The sequence below is a fragment of the Methylibium rhizosphaerae genome (assembly GCF_006386545.1).
Classification (GTDB): Bacteria; Pseudomonadota; Gammaproteobacteria; order Burkholderiales; family Burkholderiaceae_C; genus Pseudorivibacter; species Pseudorivibacter rhizosphaerae.
This window is the reverse complement of the sequence record NZ_SWAR01000033.1, coordinates 46,041-66,191: the sequence shown is the minus strand read 5'-3', so window position 1 is coordinate 66,191 and position 20,151 is coordinate 46,041. Positions and strand designations below refer to the sequence as shown.

Annotated in this window: 14 protein-coding genes; 10 read left to right on the top strand and 4 right to left on the bottom strand. The window is 70.9% G+C overall.

The features are described 5' to 3' along the window. Positions 1-193: 193 nt before the first annotated feature. Positions 194-1,171 carry a Bug family tripartite tricarboxylate transporter substrate binding protein gene (locus E8D38_RS20865; protein WP_140635167.1) on the bottom strand — a complete coding sequence of 326 codons (978 nt, stop codon included), beginning with the start codon at positions 1,169-1,171 and terminating at the stop codon, positions 194-196. 137 nt (positions 1,172-1,308) lie between these two features. Between E8D38_RS20865 and E8D38_RS20860 the strand changes: the two genes are divergently transcribed. From E8D38_RS20860 to E8D38_RS20825, 8 genes are all read left to right on the top strand, one after another. Continuing rightward, positions 1,309-1,989, top strand: a complete 681-nt coding sequence (locus E8D38_RS20860; protein WP_140635165.1) for a response regulator — start codon at positions 1,309-1,311, stop codon at positions 1,987-1,989. After that, on the top strand, positions 1,961-3,346 hold the full coding sequence (locus tag E8D38_RS20855) for a sensor histidine kinase (RefSeq protein WP_342779590.1): 1,386 nt from the start codon (positions 1,961-1,963) through the stop codon (positions 3,344-3,346). The genes E8D38_RS20860 and E8D38_RS20855 overlap by 29 nt, the downstream gene beginning before the upstream one ends. Then, entirely contained in the window at positions 3,343-4,332 is a 990-nt protein-coding gene (locus E8D38_RS20850) for a tripartite tricarboxylate transporter substrate binding protein (RefSeq protein ID WP_140635163.1), read from the top strand. The genes E8D38_RS20855 and E8D38_RS20850 overlap by 4 nt, the downstream gene beginning before the upstream one ends. A gap of 28 nt (positions 4,333-4,360) precedes the next feature. After that, complete coding sequence (locus E8D38_RS20845; RefSeq protein WP_140635161.1) at positions 4,361-5,521, top strand: GGDEF domain-containing protein; 1,161 nt, start codon at positions 4,361-4,363, stop codon at positions 5,519-5,521. Between the two features lie 100 nt (positions 5,522-5,621). Further along, on the top strand, positions 5,622-6,287 hold the full coding sequence (locus tag E8D38_RS20840) for a response regulator (RefSeq protein WP_140635159.1): 666 nt from the start codon (positions 5,622-5,624) through the stop codon (positions 6,285-6,287). Between the two features lie 40 nt (positions 6,288-6,327). Next, a complete protein-coding gene (locus E8D38_RS20835) occupies positions 6,328-7,638 on the top strand; it encodes an ATP-binding protein (RefSeq protein WP_140635157.1) in 1,311 nt (436 codons plus the stop codon). Positions 7,639-7,746: 108 nt separating this feature from the next. After that, on the top strand, positions 7,747-9,225 hold the full coding sequence (locus E8D38_RS20830; protein ID WP_140635155.1) for a Do family serine endopeptidase: 1,479 nt from the start codon (positions 7,747-7,749) through the stop codon (positions 9,223-9,225). Positions 9,226-9,276: 51 nt separating this feature from the next. Continuing rightward, on the top strand, positions 9,277-10,044 hold the full coding sequence (locus E8D38_RS20825; protein ID WP_246099591.1) for a carbonic anhydrase: 768 nt from the start codon (positions 9,277-9,279) through the stop codon (positions 10,042-10,044). A gap of 9 nt (positions 10,045-10,053) precedes the next feature. Here E8D38_RS20825 and E8D38_RS20820 read toward each other — a convergent pair whose 3' ends face one another. Then, positions 10,054-11,727, bottom strand: a complete 1,674-nt coding sequence (locus E8D38_RS20820; protein ID WP_246099590.1) for a methyl-accepting chemotaxis protein — start codon at positions 11,725-11,727, stop codon at positions 10,054-10,056. A 327-nt stretch (positions 11,728-12,054) separates the two neighbouring features. On the opposite strand from E8D38_RS20820, the gene E8D38_RS20815 reads away from it, so the two are divergent. Both E8D38_RS20815 and E8D38_RS20810 read left to right on the top strand, forming a co-directional pair. Next, positions 12,055-14,709 carry a TonB-dependent receptor gene (locus E8D38_RS20815; protein ID WP_246099589.1) on the top strand — a complete coding sequence of 885 codons (2,655 nt, stop codon included), beginning with the start codon at positions 12,055-12,057 and terminating at the stop codon, positions 14,707-14,709. A gap of 34 nt (positions 14,710-14,743) precedes the next feature. Continuing rightward, a complete protein-coding gene (locus tag E8D38_RS20810; RefSeq protein WP_140635151.1) occupies positions 14,744-18,055 on the top strand; it encodes an ATP-binding protein in 3,312 nt (1,103 codons plus the stop codon). A 36-nt stretch (positions 18,056-18,091) separates the two neighbouring features. Here the strand turns inward: E8D38_RS20810 and E8D38_RS20805 are convergent, their stop codons facing one another. Beyond that, positions 18,092-18,805 carry a response regulator transcription factor gene (locus E8D38_RS20805; protein ID WP_140635149.1) on the bottom strand — a complete coding sequence of 238 codons (714 nt, stop codon included), beginning with the start codon at positions 18,803-18,805 and terminating at the stop codon, positions 18,092-18,094. Continuing rightward, positions 18,802-20,085 (bottom strand): hybrid sensor histidine kinase/response regulator, encoded by a 1,284-nt coding sequence (locus E8D38_RS20800; protein ID WP_140635147.1) that lies wholly within the window; start codon positions 20,083-20,085, stop codon positions 18,802-18,804. Before E8D38_RS20800 ends, E8D38_RS20805 begins: the two co-directional genes overlap by 4 nt. Between the last annotated feature and the right edge of the window lie 66 nt (positions 20,086-20,151).

Here is a 20,151-nt window from a genome sequence, read left to right as displayed (position 1 = left end):
GGCTTGGGTCCCTGGGGGCGCATGCCGTCGTTGCCGCCTCGTTGTGTGCAGGGAGCACACCGCCTCGGCGGCGCCTAGGCCTGCGCCCCCAGGGATCCAAGCGTGAGGCTCCAAATAGCGTTAACAGGCCCTAGCCGAGCGCACGAGGTTGCCGGCTTCGAGGGATCCGGCTTCGCCCCCTCGAGGGGGCCCGTCAATCGGGTTTGATCCTGGCCCGCTCGATCACCGGTTTCCAGCGCTTCTGCTCCTGGGCGATGAAGGATGCGAACTCGGCCTGGGTGCTGCCCACCGCCAGTGCAGCATCGGCGGAGAGCCGCTCCAGCGCGGTCGGCTCCTTCACCGCCCGGGCGGCCGCCGCCGCCAGCTTGTCCACCGCCGCCTGCGGCAGCGATGCGGGTGCGAGGAGCCCGTACCACTGCGTCATCTCGAAGCCCGGGAATCCCTGCTCGGCCACGGTGGGCACGTCGGGCAACTGGGGGATGCGCTGCGGCGTGCCGGTGGCGATGCAGCGCAGCTTGCCGGTCTTGATGAACTGCAGCACCGCCGGCGCGCCCACCGAGGCGGCGTCGAGCCGGCCGGCGAGCAGGTCGGTGAGCTGCGGGCCGGTGCCGCGGTAGGGCACGTGCGTGATGAACACGTTGGAAGCCATCTTGAGGTACTCGAAAGCCAGGTGGCCGGCGCTGCCGTTGCCCGCCGAGCCGTAGTTGAGCTTGCCCGGCTTCGACTTCGCCAGCGCGACGAATTCCTTCAGGTTCTTCACCGGCAGGTCAGGGTGCACGAGATAGAGGCTCGGCACCTTGGCCAGCAGCGACACCGGCTTGAAGTCCTTGCCGGCGTCGTAGGGCAGCTTGTCGAAGATGTACGGGTTCACCGCCAGCGTGCCGATGTGGCCGAGGATCACGGTGTGCTGGTCGTCGGCCCGCGCCACCTCGCCCATCGCCACGTTGCCGGCGGCGCCCGGCTTGTTGTCTACGTACACGCTCTGGCCCAGCAGCTTGGTGAGCTCGGCCGCGGTGGCGCGAGCCACGATCTCCGAGCTGCCGCCAGGGGCGAACGGCACGACGAAGCGCACCGCCTTGGCAGGCCAGGTGGCCTGGGCCCATGAGGGCAGGGCCGTGCCGGCGCTCAGGGCCAGCAGGCGGCGCCGGTTCAGTGAAGGCGTCTCGAGCATGTTGTCTCCTCTTGGGTGTTGTCGAGCCGGGGCCATGCTGCGCCAACCCACCTTTCGAATGCCTTTCAGGAACCACTGGGTCTCGCTGATGCTTTCCCCGATGGCCAATGGCGGTGCGCGCCTGCATCCTGCGGGCCATGCGCATCCTCCTTGCCGAAGACGAACACGCCCTGGGCGAGTGGCTCACGCGGGCACTCGAACAGTCGGGCCTGCGCGTCGACTGGGTCGACGACGGGCGGCTCGCCGAGCGTGCCCTGGCCAGCCACGACTACGACGCGCTGGTGCTCGACCTCGGCCTGCCGGGCCAGGGCGGCCATCAGCTGCTGCAGAAGCTGCGCGCGCAGGACCGGCGCCTGCCGGTGCTGGTGCTCACCGCGCGCGACTCGCTGGCCGAACGCGTGAGCACGCTCAACGAAGGCGCCGACGACTTCCTCGCCAAGCCCTTCGCGCTGGCCGAGCTGGAAGCGCGCCTCACCGCGCTGGTGCGGCGCGCTCGGGGCATCGAGCATCCGCGCTTTGCCTGCGGGCCGCTGGTGTTCGATGCGGTGACGCGCCAGGTGTGCTGCGAGGGCGAGCCGCTGGCCCTCTCGCCGCGAGAACTCGCCGTGTTGAAGGCGCTGCTCCAGCGCAGCGGCGAGCCGCTGTCGAAGCAGCAGATCATCGACCGCGTGTTCTCCGACGACGAGGACGTGCTGCCCGCCGCCGTCGACGTGCTGGTGCATCGGCTGCGCAAGCGGCTCGAGAACACCGGCGTGCACATCCAGACCTACCGCGGGCTCGGGTACGTCCTTGAAGCCGTTGCGCAGCCTGGGCCTTAGGACGCAGCTGCTGGCGCTGCTGCTGCCGGCCATGCTGGCCATCACCGCCGCCGAGCTGTGGCTCACCCGCGACGACGCGGTGCAGGCGGCCAACGCCGCCTACGACCGTTCGCTGCTGGGGGCCATCAAGGCGCTCGACCTCAACGTCTCCACCGCATCGGGCGGTCTCGCGGTGGAGCTGCCCTACCGGCTGTTCGAGTTCTTCCAGCTCACCGCCACCGGTTCGGTGTACTTCCGAGTCGCCACCACCGACGGGCTGGTCGAGATCGGCAGCCCCGACCTGCCGCAGCCGCCTCAGCCGCTGGCCATGGGCGTGCCGCAGTTCTACGACGCGCTCTACTTCGGCGAGGCGGTGCGGCTGGGCGCCTACATGCGGGCGCTCGACCGGCCGCTCGGGCCCGGCGGCGCGCAGCAGATCGTGATCCAGGTGGCAGAGAGCATCGAGTCGCGCCGCCACTTCACCAGCGGTTTCGTACGGCGCACCGCGGTGCGCGACGTGCTGATGCTGGCGCTGATGAGCGTGGCGCTCGCGGCGCTGCTGGCCCTGGCGCTGAGGCCCCTGGTGCGTCTGGCCGCACAGGTGAGGGCTCGCGCTGCCAGCGACCTGCGCCCGCTGGAGGCGGGCAGCCTGCCGGCCGACGTGGAGCCGCTGGTCGATGCCGTGAACCAGCAGCTCGCACGCACCCAGGCGCTGGTGGAGCAGCGCCGCAGCTTCATCGACGACGCCTCGCACCAGCTGCGCACGCCGCTGGCCACGCTGCGCACGCAGCTCGACTACGCGCTGCGCGAGCCGGATCCGGCCGCGCGGCAGGCCACCCTGCTGGCCTTGTCGACGCAGCTCGACCATGTGACCCGCAGCACCAACCAGCTGCTCGCGCTGGCGCGCAGCGACGCGGCGCCGCTGCAATGGCAGCGCTTCGACGCGGGCGAGCTGGTGCGCGAGCTGGCGGTGCAGTTCCTCCCGCCGGCGCGCGACAAGGGCCTGGACTTCGGCATCGAGCTGCCGGCGGGTCCGTGCCTGGCCGAGGGCGATCCGGGGCTCCTGCGGGAGGCGCTGGCCAACCTCGTGCACAACGCCGTCACCCATGCGCGCGCCGGCGGCGAAGTCACGCTGCAGGCGGCGGCCGACGAGCTGGGCTGCAGCCTGATCGTGCAGGACGGCGGCCCGGGCCTGCCGCCCGAACTGCTGGGCCGGCTCGGCGAGCGGTTTGCCAAGGGTCGCGGCAGCAGCGGCTCCGGGCTCGGGCTGGCCATCGCGCAGTCGGTGATCGAGCGGCACGGCGGGAGGCTGCGGCTCGAGCCGCGCGAAACAGGCGGCCTGCGCGCCGCGCTGTGGTGGCCGAGGGCCGCAGCATGAAGCGCCTGATCGCCTGCTGCACCGCCGCGTCGCTGCTCGCTGCACCTGCCGCCGCGCCGGCACAGGTGGCGGGCCCGGCCGAGTGCATCGTGCCGGCCAAGCCCGGTGGAGGCTTCGACGCCACCTGCAAGCTGGCCCAGGCCATGCTGGCCGACGCGAAGCTGCTGAAGCAGCCGATGAAGACCACCTACCTGCCCGGCGGCATCGGCGCGGTGGCCTACAACGTGATGCAGCAGCAGCGCCCGGCCGATGCCGGGGCGCTGGTGGCCTTCTCGAGCGGCTCGCTGCTCAACATCGCGCAGGGCAAGTTCGGCCGGTACGTGCCCGGCAGCGTGCGCTGGGTGGCTGCCATCGGCACCGACTACGGCGTGATTGCGGTGCACCGCAAGTCGCCCTACGACACGCTGCCGCAGCTGATGGCCGCGCTGAAGGCCAACCCGAACAGCGTGGTGTTCGGCGCCGGCGGCACCATCGGCAGCCAGGACTGGATGAAGGCCGCGTTGCTGGCCCGCGCCGCCGGGGTCGGCCACCGGCTGATGCGCTTCGTGGCCTTCGAAGGCGGCGGCGAGGCGCTGTCGGCGCTCGAAGGCGGTCATGTGCACGTGCTGGCCGGCGACGCAGCCGAGGTGGGCCAGCAGCTGGCCGCGGGTGCGCCCATCAAGGTGCTGGCAGTGTTGTCGGATCGGCGGCTGGCGGCGGGCGCGGGGCGGCTGGCAGACGTGCCGACGGCGCGCGAGCAGGGTTACGACGTCCGCTGGGCCATCGTGCGCGGGCTGTACCTGGGCCCGAAGGTGAGCGAGGCGGCCTACCGCGAGTGGGTCGAGGCCTTCGAGAAGGCGATGGCGGCTCCCGGTTTTGCCGCGCGGCGCGCAGCGGCGGGCCTGCACCCGAGCGGCCTGACCGGCCCCGAGCTGCAGGCCTTCGTGGAACGCAGCCTCGGCGAATATCGCGCCCTTGCCGCGGAGTTCGGCCTGCCGGTGCGATGAAGGCCTGTGCCGGCCCGAGAATGGCGGCATGGCACTCGACATCCAGACCCTGTTGGTCCTGATGATGACCAACGTCTTCGTCATCGCGCTCGCGCTGCCCGCCATCATGGGCTGGCAGGTGAGCACCGCTGCGCGTTTCGTGCTCGGGTCGGCCGTGGCCCAGGGGCTGGGCTGGCTGGCCTTCCTGGTGGCGCCTCGCATCAACGACCGCTGGCTGTCGACCCTGTCGATGGCGCTGCTGAGCGGGAGCTTCGTGTCGATGTGGCATGCCTTGCGCCACTGGCTCGGACCGCGGCCGGGGCGGCGCCTGCTGTGGCTGGCGGCAGGGCTCACTCCGGTGGGCTATGGGCTGGGCTTCGAGAGCTATGCCTTCCGGGTCGGCTGGTCGAATTTCGGCCTCGCGCTGCAGATGTGCCTCGTGTGCCTGGCGGTGGCCTGGCCGGCGCCGCATGCCAGCCGCCGCTGGCGCACGCTGGTGTTCGTGTGCCTCGCCGCGATGGTGGTGGTGACCGTGTGGCGCGGCGTGCTGGGGGCCTTTTTCACCGAGCTGTATCCCTACTACCGCGCGCCGCACCCGGTGAACATCGCCGCCGCGGTGCTCAACCACCTCGCGCTCATGCTGTGGACCATGGCCTTCCTCGTGGCCTGGCGCGAGGAGGCCGAGCGCGAGCTGCGGCGCCAGGCCGAGACCGACAGCCTGACCGGCCTGCTGAACCGGCGCGTCTTCGCCGAACGCGCCGCCGACCTGCTGGCCAACGCGCGCCGCTACGGCGAGAAGCTGGCCGTGGTGATGATCGACATCGACCACTTCAAGCAGATCAACGACCGGCATGGCCATGCCGTGGGCGACCATGCGCTGAGCCTGCTGGCCCAGGTGCTGCGTGCCAGCGCGCGGCGCGGCGACCTCGTCTGCCGCTACGGCGGCGAGGAGTTCTGCGCCGTGCTCTGGCATGCCGATGCGCATGCGGCGGCGTGTTTCGACGACCGGGTGCGCTCGGCGCTGAAGCTGCGCCTGCGCGAGGTCGACCCGGCCGTCGCCTTCGACTTCAGCGCAGGCGTCGCGGTGCGTACCGACGCCGACACCTCCATCGAGGACCTGCTGCGCCGCGCCGACGCCGCGCTGTACGCAGCCAAGGCCGAGGGCCGGGCCCGCATGGTGAACGCTCAGCCGCTGGTCCAGCCGGTGTAGGCCCCGGCTCACGCGCCGCGTCCGCAAGCATCGGGCGAAACTGCGCGCTGCCGGTGTGCGGCACACTGCGGGCCGGACATTCCCAAAAGCGAGGTCGGCGTTGCGCCTGCTCCTGATCGAAGACGACGAGATGATCGGCGACAGCCTGCGGCTGGCGCTGCGCCGCCACGGCTTCGCGCTCGACTGGGTGCGCGACGGCCAGGCGGCCGAGGCGGTGCTGCGCAGCGAGCGCTTCGATGCGGTGCTGCTCGACCTGGGCCTGCCGCAACGCAGCGGCGTCGAGGTGCTGCGTTCGCTGCGTTCACGCGGCGACACCACGCCGGTGCTGGTGCTGACGGCGCGCGACACGCTGGCCGACAAGGTGGCCGGCCTCGATGCCGGGGCCGACGACTACCTGATCAAGCCCTTCGAGCTCGACGAACTGCTGGCACGGCTGCGCGCCGTGGGCCGCCGCGCATCCGGCCGGGCCCAGCCGCTGCTGCAGGTGGGCGAGCTGCGGCTCGACCCCGGCACGCGCGAGGTGAGCGTGGCCGGACGCCCGGTGGTGCTGTCGGCCCGGGAGCTGGCGCTGCTGCAGGCGCTGATGGAGCGGCCCGGCGCCATCCTGTCGCGCGCGCAGCTCGAAGACCGGCTGTATGGCTGGGGCGAAGAGGTCGAGAGCAACGCGATCAGCGTCTACATCCACCAGCTGCGCCGCAAGCTCGGCGACGAGCTGATCCACACGGTGCGCGGCGTCGGCTACTACGTCGGCCCGGCGAAGGCATGAGCCGCGGCGCGGCCACGGCGCCGCCGTGCGGGGCGTGCCGATGAACATCGTCGGTTCGCTGCGCCTGCGGGTGTTCGCCTTCCTGCTGGCACTGGCGAGTGTGGCAGCGCTGGGCGTGGCAGGGGCCACCTATGCCAGCGTGCGGGCCGAGACCGACACGCTGTTCGACTACCACCTGCAGCAGATGGCGCTGTCGCTGCGCGACCAGGGCGACATTCCCGAGGAGGAGCGCGTCGCGCTGCGTGACCCGAACCTGCACTACGTGGTGCAGATCTGGTCGCTCGACGGCCTGGAGATCTACAGCTCCGAGCCGGCGCCGCTGCTGCCGCCCCGCGCGGTGGTCGGGCTCAGCACCACCCAGGTCGGCGGGGAGGTGTGGCGCGTCTTCAGCGCCGTCACGCCGCGCAGCGTGGTGCAGGTGGGCCAGCCGGTGGCGGTGCGCCGCACGCTGGCCACCTCGGCTGCCGGGCGCAGCGTGCTGCCCATCGTGGTGGCCGCGCCGCTGGTGGCGCTGGCCATGTGGTGGCTGGTGGGCGCGTCGCTCAGGCCGCTGTCGCGGGTGGTGCAGGCGGTGAGCGAGCGCCAGCCCGACGCCCTGAGGCCGCTGTCGGCACAGGGGCTGCCGTCGGAGCTGCAACCGCTGGTCGAGTCTTTCAACCTGCTGCTGTTGCGGCTGGACGAAGCCTTCGGCGCGCAGCGAGCCTTCGTGGCCGATGCGGCGCATGAACTGCGCTCGCCGCTCACCGCGCTGAAGCTGCAGATCGGGCTGCTGCGCGATGCGGGCGACGAGGCCGAACGGCAGGATGCCGAGCGCCGCCTGCGGGCCGGCGTGGACCGCGCGGCACACCTGGTGGAGCAGCTGCTCGCACTGGCGCGCGCCGAACCCGGTGCCGGGGCGGCCCGGCGGCCGGCCGACCTCTCGGCGATCGCCCGGGAGGCGGTCGCCGACGCGTCGGCCCTCGCCGCCGAACGGGGCGCGACGGTGGTGCTCGACGCGCCGGCCGCGCTGCCGCTTGCGGGCGATGCGCAGGCGCTGCGCAGCCTGTTGCGCAACCTGCTGGACAACGCGCTGCTGTATGCCGGGCCGTCGCCGCAGGTGCGGGTTTCCGTGAAGACGCAAGGTGCAGAGGCGGTGGCGCTGGTGGACGACAACGGTCCCGGCATCCCGCCGGCCGAGCGCGAGCGCATGTTCGACCGCTTCCACCGGCGCGAGCCGGGGCAGGGCAGCGGCAGCGGCCTCGGCCTGGCCATCGTGAGGGCCATCGCGCGGCAGCACGGCGGCACGGTGGCCCTGCTCGATGCGCCCGGGGGCGGGTTGCGGGCGCAGGTCACGCTGCCGACCGGTGTTTGACGGGCCCCTAACGTTGGCCTAACTTTCGCCTCACCGAGCGATCACCTCGGCTTCCTACAGTGCCTCGCATGGTCGCGTTGCGGCCATGCGTCTGCGAAAGGAGAGCCGATGAAGACCACACTCATTGCCAGCGCCTGTGCCGGCGTGCTGGCCGCGGCCACGGTGGCTGCGGCTTCGGCCGATGCACTCTCGCTGCCGTCCTGGCTGCAAGGCGGCAAGCCTGCCGCAGCGGCGCCGGCCGGGCAGCAAGCCCAGCAGCCGCCGCTGGCGCCCCTCGCGCCGGGCAGCGTGCCGAACTACCGCGCCATCGTGCAGGCCTATGGCCCCGCGGTGGTGGGGGTCACCGTGTCGGGCCTGCACGATGCCAGCAATCGCGACGACGAGCCTTCGCTCGACGAGGACCCGTTCTTCCGCTTCTTCCGCGGCGTGCCGGGGCTGCGCATGCCGCCGCGCGGCGCGATCCCGTTCCGCGGCCAGGGCTCGGGCTTCATCGTCAGCGCCGACGGGCTGGTGCTCACCAATGCGCACGTCGTTCGCGACGCCAGGCAGGTGACCGTCAAGCTGGCCGACCGGCGCGAGTTCAGCGCCAAGGTGCTCGGCAGCGATCCGGCCACCGACATCGCGGTGCTGAAGCTGGACGCGAAGAACCTGCCCACCGTGCACCTGGGCGACCCGAAGGCGGTGCAGGTGGGCGACTGGGTGCTCGCGATCGGCGCGCCCTATGGTTTCGAGCAGACCGCCACCCAGGGCATCGTGAGCGCCAAGGGCCGCTCGCTGCCGGGCGACTCCTACGTGCCCTTCATCCAGACCGATGCGGCGGTGAACCCTGGCAACTCCGGCGGCCCGCTGTTCGACGCGGCGGGCAACGTGGTGGGCATCAACGCGCAGATCTACTCGCAAAGCGGCGGCTTCCAGGGCCTGGCCTTCGCCATTCCGGTGGACGTGGCGCTGCATGTGAAGGACCAGATCGTGGCCAAGGGCCGCGTGGACCACGCGCGCCTCGGTGTGGCGCTGCAGGACCTGTCGGCGCCGCTGGCCGAGTCGTTCGGCCTCCAGTCGCCCGACGGCGCGCTGGTGTCGTCGGTGTCGCCGGGCGGCAGCGCGGAGCGCGCGCAGATCCGGCCCGGCGACGTGATCACGGCCATCGACGGCGAGACGGTGCGCAGCGCCGGCGACCTGTCGGGCCGCATGGGCCTGGCCAAGCCCGGCGAGCAGGTCACGCTGTCGGTATGGCGTGACAAGTCCCGCCGCGACGTCAAGGTCACGCTGGGCCGCATGCAGCCCGACAAGGCTCAGGCTGCGGCGGGCGACGGCGATGCGTCACTCGGCATCGCGGTGCGTCCGCTGCAGCGCGACGAGATGCGCGCGGCCGGACTCGACCACGGCCTGCTCGTCGAGCAGGTGTCCGGCAGTGCCGAGCTCGCAGGCATCGAGCCGGGCGACGTGGTCGTCGGCCTCAACGGCAAGCCGGTGCGCAGCGTCGAGCAGATCCGCGACGTGCTCAAGGCCCGTCCGCGGCATGTGGCGCTGCTGGTGGTTCGCAACGGCCAGCAGATCTTCGTGCCGATCGAGCTTTCCCAGGGCTGACCGCCCACTTCCCCAACCCACCCACTTCACTCAACAGCAAAGGGCATCGTTGTGAAGCCATTCCGAACCACTCTCGTCGTTGCCGTCGCCGCCATCGCGTCGTCCTGGGGGGCCGCGGCCTTCGCGGCCGACCATGCCGCGCACTGGACCTACCAGGGCGGAAACGGTCCCGGCCACTGGGGCGGCCTCGACGAAAAGTTCGAGGCCTGCCGCCTCGGCAAGAACCAGTCGCCGATCGACATCCGCGACAAGGACGCGGTGAAGGCCGAGCTGCCCGCCATCGAGTTCGACTACCACGCCTCGCCGCTGAAGATCGTCGACAACGGCCACACCATCCAGGTCAACTACGCGCCGGGCAGCGGCATCACGGTGGGCGGCAAGCGCTACGAGCTGGTGCAGTTCCACTTCCACAAGCCCAGCGAAGAACACCTGAACGGCAAGGCCTACCCGATGGTGGCGCACCTCGTGCACCGGGCCGGCGACGGCACGCTGGCGGTGGTGGGCGTGCTGCTGAAGCAGGGCGCCAAACAGGCCGCCCTGGCCAAGGTGTTCGACAACCTGCCGGCCAAGGCTGGCGAGGAAGTGACGGTGGCCAACACCGAGATCGACCTCAACGCGCTGCTGCCGAAGAGCCGCGCCTACTACACCTTCGCCGGCTCGCTGACCACGCCGCCGTGCAGCGAAGGCGTCACCTGGTTCGTGCTGAAGGAGCCGTCGAACATCTCCGCCGCCCAGCTCGCGAAGTTCGGCAGCCGCTATGCGATGAACGCCCGTCCGGTGCAGCCGCTCAACGGCCGCACCGTGCAGGTCAGCCAGTAGACGCCGGCCTCAGGCCGCGGCGCCGGCGAGCGCCGCGGCACCCGCGGGCACGCCCTGTGTGCGTGTCTGCGTGGCAGTGGCCCCGCGCGGCGTGGGCGTTGCCTGTGCCGCAGCGTCGCCCGACACGTCGGCCGCATGCAGCTTGAACGCATTGACCGCCTCGACCAGCCGCGCCGCCTGCTGGTTGAGGCTTTCGGCGGCTGCCGCGCTTTCTTCCACCAGCGCGGCGTTCTGCTGGGTCACCTGGTCGAGCTGCGCCATCGCCTGGCCCACCTGGGTGATGCCGCTGCTCTGCTCGACGGTGGCGTTCGAGATGTCGTTGATGAGCTGGCTCACCCGCTGCACCTGGGTCACGATGTCCTGCATCGACCGGCCCGCCTCGCTGACCAGCCGCGTGCCGTTTTCCACCTTCTCGGCGCTGTGGCCGATGAGCGACTTGACCTCGCGTGCCGCATTGGCCGAGCGCTGCGCCAGTGCGCGCACCTCACCGGCCACCACCGCGAAGCCGCGGCCCTGCTCGCCGGCGCGTGCGGCTTCCACCGCGGCATTGAGCGCCAGGATGTTGGTCTGGAAGGCGATGCCGTCGATCACGCCGATGATGTCGGCGATCTTGCGTGACGCCTGCGAGATCTCCTCCATCGTCACCACCACCTGATCGACCACCTTGCCGCCGTGGCCGGCCGCGCTGGCCGCACCGGCGGCGAGCTGGTTGGCCTGCTGCGCGGTGTCGGCGTTGTTGCGCACGGTGCTCGTCATCTGCTCCATCGATGCGGCGGTCTGTTGCAGGTTGCTGGCCTGTTCTTCGGTGCGCTGCGACAGGTCGGCGTTGCCGGCGGCGATCTGCCCGGCGCCGGTGGCGATGCTGTCGCTGCCGTTGCGCACCCGCGCCACCACGTCCAGCAGGCTCGAATTCATGCTGGCCAGTGCCTGCAGCAACTGACCGGCTTCGTCGCGCCGATCGCCGCTGTCGATGTGCGATGTGAGGTCACCGGAAGCCACGGTGCGTGCCACCTGCACCGCCTCGTTGATGGGCCGGGTGATCGATCGCGTCACGAACCAGGCGGCCGCGGCCGCCAGCAGCGAGCCCGCCAGCGCCGCGGCGAACATCATCATCTCGCTGCGCTGCACCGTGGCGGCGGCGTCTTCGCCGGCCTTGCGCATCAGGTCCTCCTGAAAGTCGGCAAATGAGGCGAGCACCTGCAGGTAGTGCTGCTGGGCCGGGCGCACCTTGGAGACGAGCTGCGTTCGCATGCGCACGGCATCGCCGGCGCCGACGGCCTGCAGCATCGCATCGAGCTCGCGCACGTAGACGGCCCGCGCCTCCATCAGCTTGGTGAAGTGCTCACGGCCCTGCTCGGTGGTGATCTGTTTGTCCAGCTTCTCCAGGGTCAGGCGGATGGTGTCGCGCGACTCGGCAATCGTCTTCTGCTCGGCGGCGCGCTCGGCGTCCGTCTCGACGATCACCAGCGCGGCGGCCGATCGTGCGATCTGGTTGACCGCATCCTTGATGTCGGTGGCCCAGCGGACCTTCGGATAGCGGTCCTCGTTGATGAGCGCCACGTCCTCGTTGACATGGTCCAGCCCCAGCTTCGCCAGCACCAGCAGCGCCAGCATCACGGCCACGCACAGTGCGAAGCAGATGCCCAGGCGCATGCCGATGCGCAGGTTGTTGAACGTCTTCACCTTGTCTCCTGGTAGTCGGCGAGAAGCGCGCGCCGATTCGCGTTCCGCGTTCAACCACCGGGTCGCGGCAACCCCGAACACCACCGCTCCCTGTCCATTTCCGTAGTTCAATCATTGCTCTGCTCATTTATGAGCAAAGAGCGGAATTGATGATCAATTCCGCGTCAGTTCTGCGAATCGGCGCGCAGAGCGCAGGAGCACTTCTCCCTAGTTGCTGGGCGCAGCGGGCAGGCAGATAGTGGTGACCGAGGGCCGGGTTGCTCCCAGCCCATGCGCAGAGGGTTCAAGTCGAGCGGCAGGAGCCGTTTGCTTGAGAGGAGACGCATCGTGTTGCCAAGAACCTGCTCAGCCTGTGCTGCCGGCGCGGTGGTGCTGGCGTTCACTGAAACCATGGCCCAGCCGGTGCCGGCGCAGACGGAGGAGTCACGCGAGGCGAGGCTGCCGCCGGTCACCGTGACCGGCGTTCGAGCCAGCATGATTTCCGCGCAGCAGGTCCGGCGCGACAACCTGGGCATCGTCGATGCCGTGGTGGCCGACGACATCGTGCGCCTGCCCGACCACAGCGTGGCCGACGCCCTGCAGCGCGTGGCCGGCGTGCAGATCACGCGCGACCGCGGCGAGGGCGGCGTGGTGGTGATCCGCGGCCTCACCCAGATGGAAACGCTGCTCAACGGCCGTGAGGTGTTCACCGCCGGCACCGGGCGCGCGCTGGACTTCTCGGACATTCCGGCCGAAATGATCTCGGCGGTGCACGTGCACAAGACGTCGTCTGCCGACCAGCTGGAAGGCGGGCTGGGCGGCACCATCGACCTGCGCACGCGGCGGCCGTTCGACTTCGCCGGCCGCGAGGTGGCCCTGTCGGCCCGCATGGTGCATGGCGACCTGGTGCGCAAGGCCAAGCCGCAGGTGGCGCTGCTGGCGAGCGATCGCTGGAGCCTGGGGGCCGGCGGAGAGTTGGGCGCCCTGGTGAGCCTGTCGCACCAGCGCCGCGCCTACCGCGAAGACCAGAAGAGCAGCGGCGCGCCGCGGGCGTGCGACAGCACCTCCGCCGCCGGCACGGCGGGCATACCGGCCTGTCCGGAGCTGGTGCCCGGCCGCAAGGTCTATGCGCCCAACGCGACGTCGGAGACGCGCAGCATCGGGGAACGCGAGCGCACGGGCTTGAACGCCGTGCTCCAGTGGCGGCCGTCGCCTGCCCTGGAGCTGTATGCCGAGGGCAGCTTCGCGCAGTTCAAGACCATCCAGGACTCGTACCAGATCAACGCCAGCATCGGACTGAACACCGGCTTCCAGCCCGGCAGTGTGGAGCTGTTCCCCGGGACGGACGACGTGCGCCGCGTGACCTGGACCAATGTGCCGGTCTCGGTGCTGAGCTTTGCCCGCGATACGGTGGACCGCACGCGGCAGTTCGCGCTCGGCGGCAACTGGAAGCCGGGTGATGCGTGGCAGGTCAAGAGCGACCTGAGCCACACGCAGAGCTTCAACCACCTGTTCTTCAGCGGCCCGACCCTCAGCGCCACGGCTGCGGCTTTCACGCATGACGTGTCCTCGCGGGTGCCGGGCACCAGCGTTTCCGGTACCGACCTGCTGGACCCGGCGAACTTCACCTTCGTGAGCAGTGCCTATCGCGTAAGGCCCTTCGAGGGCTCGCTCACCGCATGGCGGATCGATGCGGAACACGACCTTGGCATGGGCATCGCCGAGTCCGTCTCGGTAGGGCTGCGGCTGGCACGCCGCCGGGCCGACAACGGAGCAGGCCTCACCTTCGGAGACGCTTCGGTGCCCGGCGGCCTGCCGGCCGCGAACCGGCCTGATCTCGTGATGCCCAATCCCTACGGCTTCATGCCCGGCGAGGACTCGACGAGCCTGCGCGACTTCCTGGCCGGCAATCTGGCGCTGGCGCGGGATCCGGTGGCGTTGCGCACGGCGCTCGGCATCACCGGGCCGCTGCCGTCCGGCGGCAGTCCGCTGTCCTTGTGGAGGTTCGACGAGCGGACCTACAGCGCCTACGTCAGCACCGACCTGAAGGCGCCGCGCATGCCGCTCGATGGCCGCGTCGGCGTGCGCGTGGTGCGCACGCATGAAGGCGCCTCGGGCTTCCAGTCGGTGCCCAGCGCGGGCGGCGTGGCGCCGCTGGAGGTGGACAGCCGCTACACCGACTGGCTGCCCAGCTTGAGCCTGCGGTATGCGGTCGAACCGGGCCTGGCGCTGCGGGCCGCCGCAGCGAAGACGATCACCCGCCCGAATTTCGACCAGTTGTCGCCTTCGCTGTCGCTGCTGCGCAACTCCGTCGACCCGTCGCTCAACCAGGGCTTGTCCGGCAACCCGGCGCTGGAGCCGGTGCGGGCGGCCAACGTCGATCTGGCGGTCGAGCGCTACTTCGGCGACACCACCGCGGTGCTGGCCACGGTGTTCTGGAAGAAGGTCGACGGATTCGCCACGACCGTCAGCCGCGACGAGGTTCACGACGGCGAAACCTATCGCGTGAGCCGCCCGGTGAATACCTCGCGGGGCAAGGTCACAGGGGTGGAGCTGGGCTATCAGCAGTTCTACGATGGCCTGCCGGGCGCATGGAGCGGGCTGGGGCTGCAGGCGAACTACACCTATGTCGACGGCAAGACCGTGCTGGCGGGCACCGGCGAGCTTCCGCTCCAGAACCTTTCGAGGCACAGCCTGAACCTGATCGGCATGTACGAGAAGGGCCCGGTCTCCGCGCGGCTGGCCTACAACTGGCGCGACCGCTATTTCAGCGGCCTCACCGGCGTGGTGGGTGTCGGCTCGCTGCCGTCCTACGTGGCGGCGTACGGCTGGCTCGACGCGTCGCTGCGCTGGCGCTGGAACGAGCGGGTCACGTTCGCGGTCGAGGGCACCAACCTCCTGCGGACCTTGCGACATTCGTATTACGAGACGCAGACCCGCCGGCAGCACGCCTGGTTGAATGACCGGCAGATCAGCATGGCGGTGACCGTGCGCCTTCACTAGGGCCCTGTGAACGCCAGGCGTGAGGGTCCCCCGGATGGCCGTCGCGACACCGCCGTGCGGGGCAGGGGATTCGAAGGACTTCCTGCCTTGGCTCGGCTTGGTGTTGCTGCTGGTGGGCATGGTCACGCCGGCGTGGCCGGCCGCCAGCGCGCTCGAAGCCTGGCGAGCCGACGCCGCCCGGGTGCGGACCCTGGCCGAAAACAACGTGCCGCGCGCCTACGAGGAGGCCCGGCGCCTGCAGGCCTCGCTGCCGGCCGACGCGACGCCGGCCGACCGGGCCCGGGTGCTCAACCTGCTGTCCCGCGCCGAGACCTACCTCGGGCTCACCGAGGAAGCGGCCGCGCATGCCGGGCAGGCCTTCGAGCTGGCGGCCCGGCACGGCGACCGCATCGGCCAGGCGGAGTCCGACCTCAACGTCGCCCTCAACGCCATCAACCAGGGCCGGCTCGATGAGCTGGTGCGCGCCACCCAGCACAGCGTGACCGTGCTCGAGGGCGTGACCGACCGGCCCGAGCTGCTGGGCGAGGCCCTGCTGCGCACCATGGTGATGTACCGGCGCTTCGAGCAGTACAACGAAGCGGCGGCCATCGCCGTGCAGGCCATGGAGATCGCGCGGCGCTCCGGTCAGCCGCTGGCCATGGCCTTTGCCTACCAGGGGCTGGCGATTGCCTACGACCAGAGCGCACGCCCGCAGGAGATGGTGCAGCACTATCAGCAGATGCGCGAACAGGCACGTGCGGCCGACTCGCGCCTGATGGAAGGCCTTGCGATCTCGGGGCTGACCGGCGCCGCGCTGCAGCGCGGCGCCCATGTCGATGGCGAACGCCTGGCGCGCGAGGCGGTGGCGCTGTTCAGGGAAGTGGGCGCTCCATATGCCGAGGCGTTCAGTCTGTACGGACTGGCCGCCCACATGGCACGCCAGAAGCGGTACCGCCAGGCGATCGAGACCGTCGATCTGGCGATGACCATCTTCCGCGAGCGGCCCAACCGCATCGGCCAGTGGTTCGGCCTCAACTTCATCAGCGAGAACCGCCAGGCCATGGGCGACGTGGCGGGGGCTCGCGCGGCGGCCGAGGAGGCGTATGCGTTGGCCCGGGGCCTGGGCATTGCGCTGTACCTGAGCGGCAGCGCGAACCGGCTGGCCGACATCGCGGCGGCCGCCGGCGACTACCGCCGTGCGTATGCGCTGCGCAGCGAGGCGCGGGCGCACACCGACAACGCGGCGCGCGAGCGCGCCAGCCAGCGCATGGCGCAGCTCATCCGGCAGTACGAGAGCGAAGGCAAGCAGCGCGCGATCGACGAGCTCACGCGCCGCAACGAGCAGCAGACGGCCGAACTGCGGCAGCGCGAGCTGCAGCAACGCTGGCTGTGGACGGTGCTGGCGGCCGTGGGCCTCGCGCTCGCGGGCACGGCGCTGTTCATGCACCGGCTGCGCCTCGCGCATCGCCGGCAGGTGGCGCTGAACGACCAGCTGCTGAAGTCGGAGAACGACGTGCGCGCGCTCAATGCCGAGCTTGAACAGCGTGTGCAGGCCCGCACCGCCGAGCTGCGCCAGCAGGCTCGCTACCTGCGCACGCTGATCGACATGCTGCCCATGTGGGCCTGGTTCAAGGACACGCACAGCCGCTACCTGGTGGTGAACCAGTCGCATGCGCGGGCGCGCGGCCATGAGGTCGCGACGATGGTGGGCAAGACCGATCAGGAGCTGCTGCCCGGCGACCTGGCCGAGCGCCAGCTGGCCGACGACCGGGACGTGATGCTCTCGGGCCAGCGCAAGACGGCCGAGGAATACGTGAGCAGCGAGGCCGGCGCGGCCTGGATGGAGACCTACAAGGCGCCGGTGCTCGACGAGGACGGCTCCCTGCTGGGCATGGTGGGAGTGGCGCGCAACATCAGCGATCGCAAGGCCGCCGAGGCAGCCCGCGAGGCGGCGCTCGAAGAGGCCAGCCGGCTGGCGCGCCAGCGCACCGAGTTTTTGGCGCAGATGAGCCACGAGCTGCGCACGCCGCTCAACGGCATCCTCGGCTTCGCCCAGATCCTGCAGCGCGACCGCCAGCTCGACGAGCGCCAGGCGCGCGGGCTGCGCATCATCGAGGAAAGCGGCCAGCACCTGCTCACGCTCATCAACGACATCCTCGACCTGGCGCGCATCGATGCCGCCAAGCTGGAGCTGTACCCGGGCGACGTGAACCTGGCGACCTTCCTCCAGGTGGTGTGCGACATCGTGAGGGTCAAGGCCGACGAACGCCGGCTGATGTTCCACTTCGAAAGCGCCCGCGACCTGCCGCAGGCGGTGCGGGTCGATGAGAAGCGGCTGCGGCAGGTGCTGCTCAACCTGCTGTCCAACGCGATCAAGTTCACCGACCACGGGCAGGTCAGGCTGTCGGTGTCGAAGGTGGCAGCTTCCGCGCCCGGGCAGGCGAGGCTGCGCTTCGAAGTGCATGACAGCGGCATCGGCATGAGCGAGTCGCAACTGGCCCGGCTGTTCCGTCCCTTCGAGCAGGTGGGCGAAGCCAGGCGACGCGAGGGCGGCAGCGGGCTGGGCCTTGCCATCAGCCGCCAGCTGGTGCGGCTGATGGGCGGTGACATCGAGGTGCGCAGCCGTCCCGGCGAAGGCAGCGCCTTCTGCTTCGAGATCGAGGCGCCTGTCGTGGTGCAGCATGAGCCGCATCAGGCCGACACCCACGCCGTGCCGATCGGCTACGAAGGTGGGCGCCGCCGCTTGCTGGTGGTGGACGACGTGGCGCAGAACCGGGCGGTGCTGACCGACGCGCTCGGCATGCTCGGCTTCGAGACGCTCGAGGCAGCCGACGGCGCCCAGGCGCTCGAGGTGGCGCAGCGCTCCATGCCCGACCTCGTGGTGATGGACCTCACGATGCCGGTGATGGACGGCCTGGAGGCCACCCGCCGGCTGCGGGCACGCTACGGTCCGGGCCTGCCGGTCATCGCCACCTCGGCCAGCGTGACGCCCGACAGTGCCTTGCACAGCCGCGAGGCCGGCGCCGACCTCTTCATCGGCAAGCCGATCGACCAGACGGTGCTGCTCGAGGCCGTCGCGCGGCTGCTGAAGCTCACCTGGGTGCTCGAGCCGCTGGCCGCGGCGCCTGCCGGGGAGGCGGCGTTCGACGACGCAATGCTGGTGCCGCCTCCGCCCGCGCAGATCGCGGTGCTGCAGCGCCTGGCACGCACGGGCAACATGCGATCGATCTGCGAGGAGGCCGACCGGCTGAAGATGCTGGACCCTCGGTACGCGGCCTTTGCGGCGCGCCTGCGCTCGCTGGCGGAGGGCTGCCAGTCGCGTGCCATCGCCGCCCTGGTGCAACGCTACGCAATCGAGCAGGCATGAGCCGGCCGAGCGCCGGGCCGCCCCAAGCCCGCAGCCTCAGGCATTGGCCAGCGGACCGCGGAAGCGGTAGCCGACCTTCTGCTCCGAATGGATGGGCAGCGCGGAACTGGTGGCGCGCTCGATGCGCCGGCGCAGCCGGTAGATGGTGGCGGCCAGCAGGTTGTCGTCTTCGGTGCCCGGGTCGCGGCCCAGACGCAGGCACAGGGCGGCTCGTGTCACCGGTGCGCCTTCGGCGTCGAGGAAGCACTCGAACACCGCGATGTCGTTGTCGCTGAGGTCGATGCGTGCGCCGTCGGGCGCGATGAGCTGGCGCGCCCCGCGGTCGAGCCGCCATGCTGCGGCATGGGTGCGGTTGCTCTCGATGCGGCGCTGCACCGCCTCGATGGCCAGCGCCACCTGCTCGAGCCGCACCGGCTTCATGAGGTACATGTCGGCGCCGGCGCGCAGCACCGACTCGAAGACGTCGGGCCCTACACGGCCGGACACCACCACGACGCCGGCGTGGCTCCTGCGGCGCGCCAGCCGCACCAGGTCCACGCCGTCCACGCCGGGCAGGCCCAGGTCCACCACGTAGAAGTCGAAGCTCCAGGCGCCTGCCGTCGTGAGGAAGTCGTCGCTGTCGGCGAAGGTCTGCACGCGCACGCCGCGTTGTTCGAGATGCTGCGCCAGGTAGTCGGCGAACTCGGCATCGTCGTCGACGACGGCCAGCGTGGCGGGGAGCGTGGGGGGCGTGCTGCGGGGCGTGCTCACACCTCGATGCCCTGGGGAATGACCATGCGGACAATGCTACCGCGCGGTATGTTGGGCAGGATCTCCAGGCTGCCGCGATGCAGCTCGACCACCCTGCGCACGATGTGCAGCCCCAGCCCCGCGCCCGCCACGGCGCCGACGTTGCTGCCGCGCGAGCCCTTGTCGAACACGCGGGGCAGCAGCTCTGCCGGGATGCCGCTGCCGGCGTCGCGCACCTCGAACAGCAGGCCCAGCGGCTCCTCGCAGTCGGCCACCCGCAGCAGGACGGTGGTGTCGCGCGGCGAGTAGGCCAGCGCATTGGTGAGCAGGTTGCACAGCGCCAGGCGCATCAGCACCGGCAGCACGTGCACCGTGCGGGGGGCGTCGGTGCGCTCGACGTCGATGCGATGGCGCTCGTCGGCCGCGACGTCGTGCACCACCAGCCCGAGCAGCGTGTCGAGGTCGCAGTCGACCGCAGCCTCGGTGTGGCCGGAGGTCAGCATGGTGGCTGCAGCCAGTGCGTTGTTGAGGGTGCCGATCACGTGGTCGAGCACGTGGCGGGCCCGCACCAGCGGCCTGCCGATCCCGTTGGTGGGCGCATCGCCCATCGCGGCGATCGCGGCCGAGGCGCTTTCAAGGGCCGCCGACGCGTTGTTGAGCGGCTGCCTCACCTCGTGCGACAGCAGGTGCAGCATCTCGTCGCGTTCGGCCAGCATCTGGTCGCGCTCGTCGAGCAGGCGGCGCAGCCCGGCCGACTCGCCTTCGGCGCGCGCCCGGATCGCGCGCTCGACGGCCAGCTGCTCGAGCTCGACGTTGGTGCGCAACAAGGCCGCCTGGGCGCGCTCGCGCGCCTGCACCTCCTGCTGCAGTCTGGCGTTCTGCCCGGCCAGCTCCCGGCGCAGCGCATACAGCGCCACGTGGGTGCGGATGCGCGCCAGCACCTCGGCGCTTTCGAGCGGCTTGGTCACGTAGTCGACCCCGCCGGCCGCAAAGCCCTCCAGCTTCTGGCTCAGCTCGTCGAGCAGGGTCATGAACACCACCGGGACGTCGCGTGTCTCGGGCAGCTGCCTCAGGCGCCGGCAGGCCTCGAATCCGTCGATGCCCCCGGGCATGTGCACGTCCATCAGGATGAGGTCCGGCCGCACGAACAGCGCGCGCTCGATGCATTCCTCGCCGCTTTGCGCCACCACCACGTGGTATCCCTCCGCCTCGAGGCATTCGACCAGCACCCGCAGGTTGGCGGGCTGGTCGTCCACGCTCAGGATGGTGGCGGACAGGGGGGCGGCGGATTCGGCGCTCATCGCCGCGCCACTATGTCACCGCCGCGGGCGCCCGGGAATCGGGGCCGCTGCTGGTATGGCGAAGGA

Bases quoted from the DNA above. Each gene is read 5' to 3' on its own strand.
- E8D38_RS20830 (WP_140635155.1), top strand. From the start codon at position 7,747: ATGAAGACCACACTCATTGCCAGCGCCTGTGCCGGCGTGCTGGCCGCG.
- E8D38_RS20850 (WP_140635163.1), top strand. From the start codon at position 3,343: ATGAAGCGCCTGATCGCCTGCTGCACCGCCGCGTCGCTGCTCGCTGCA.
- E8D38_RS20835 (WP_140635157.1), top strand. From the start codon at position 6,328: ATGAACATCGTCGGTTCGCTGCGCCTGCGGGTGTTCGCCTTCCTGCTG.
- E8D38_RS20810 (WP_140635151.1), top strand. From the start codon at position 14,744: ATGGCCGTCGCGACACCGCCGTGCGGGGCAGGGGATTCGAAGGACTTC.
- E8D38_RS20845 (WP_140635161.1), top strand. From the start codon at position 4,361: ATGGCACTCGACATCCAGACCCTGTTGGTCCTGATGATGACCAACGTC.
- E8D38_RS20800 (WP_140635147.1), bottom strand. From the start codon at position 20,085: ATGAGCGCCGAATCCGCCGCCCCCCTGTCCGCCACCATCCTGAGCGTG.
- E8D38_RS20865 (WP_140635167.1), bottom strand. From the start codon at position 1,171: ATGCTCGAGACGCCTTCACTGAACCGGCGCCGCCTGCTGGCCCTGAGC.
- E8D38_RS20860 (WP_140635165.1), top strand. From the start codon at position 1,309: ATGCGCATCCTCCTTGCCGAAGACGAACACGCCCTGGGCGAGTGGCTC.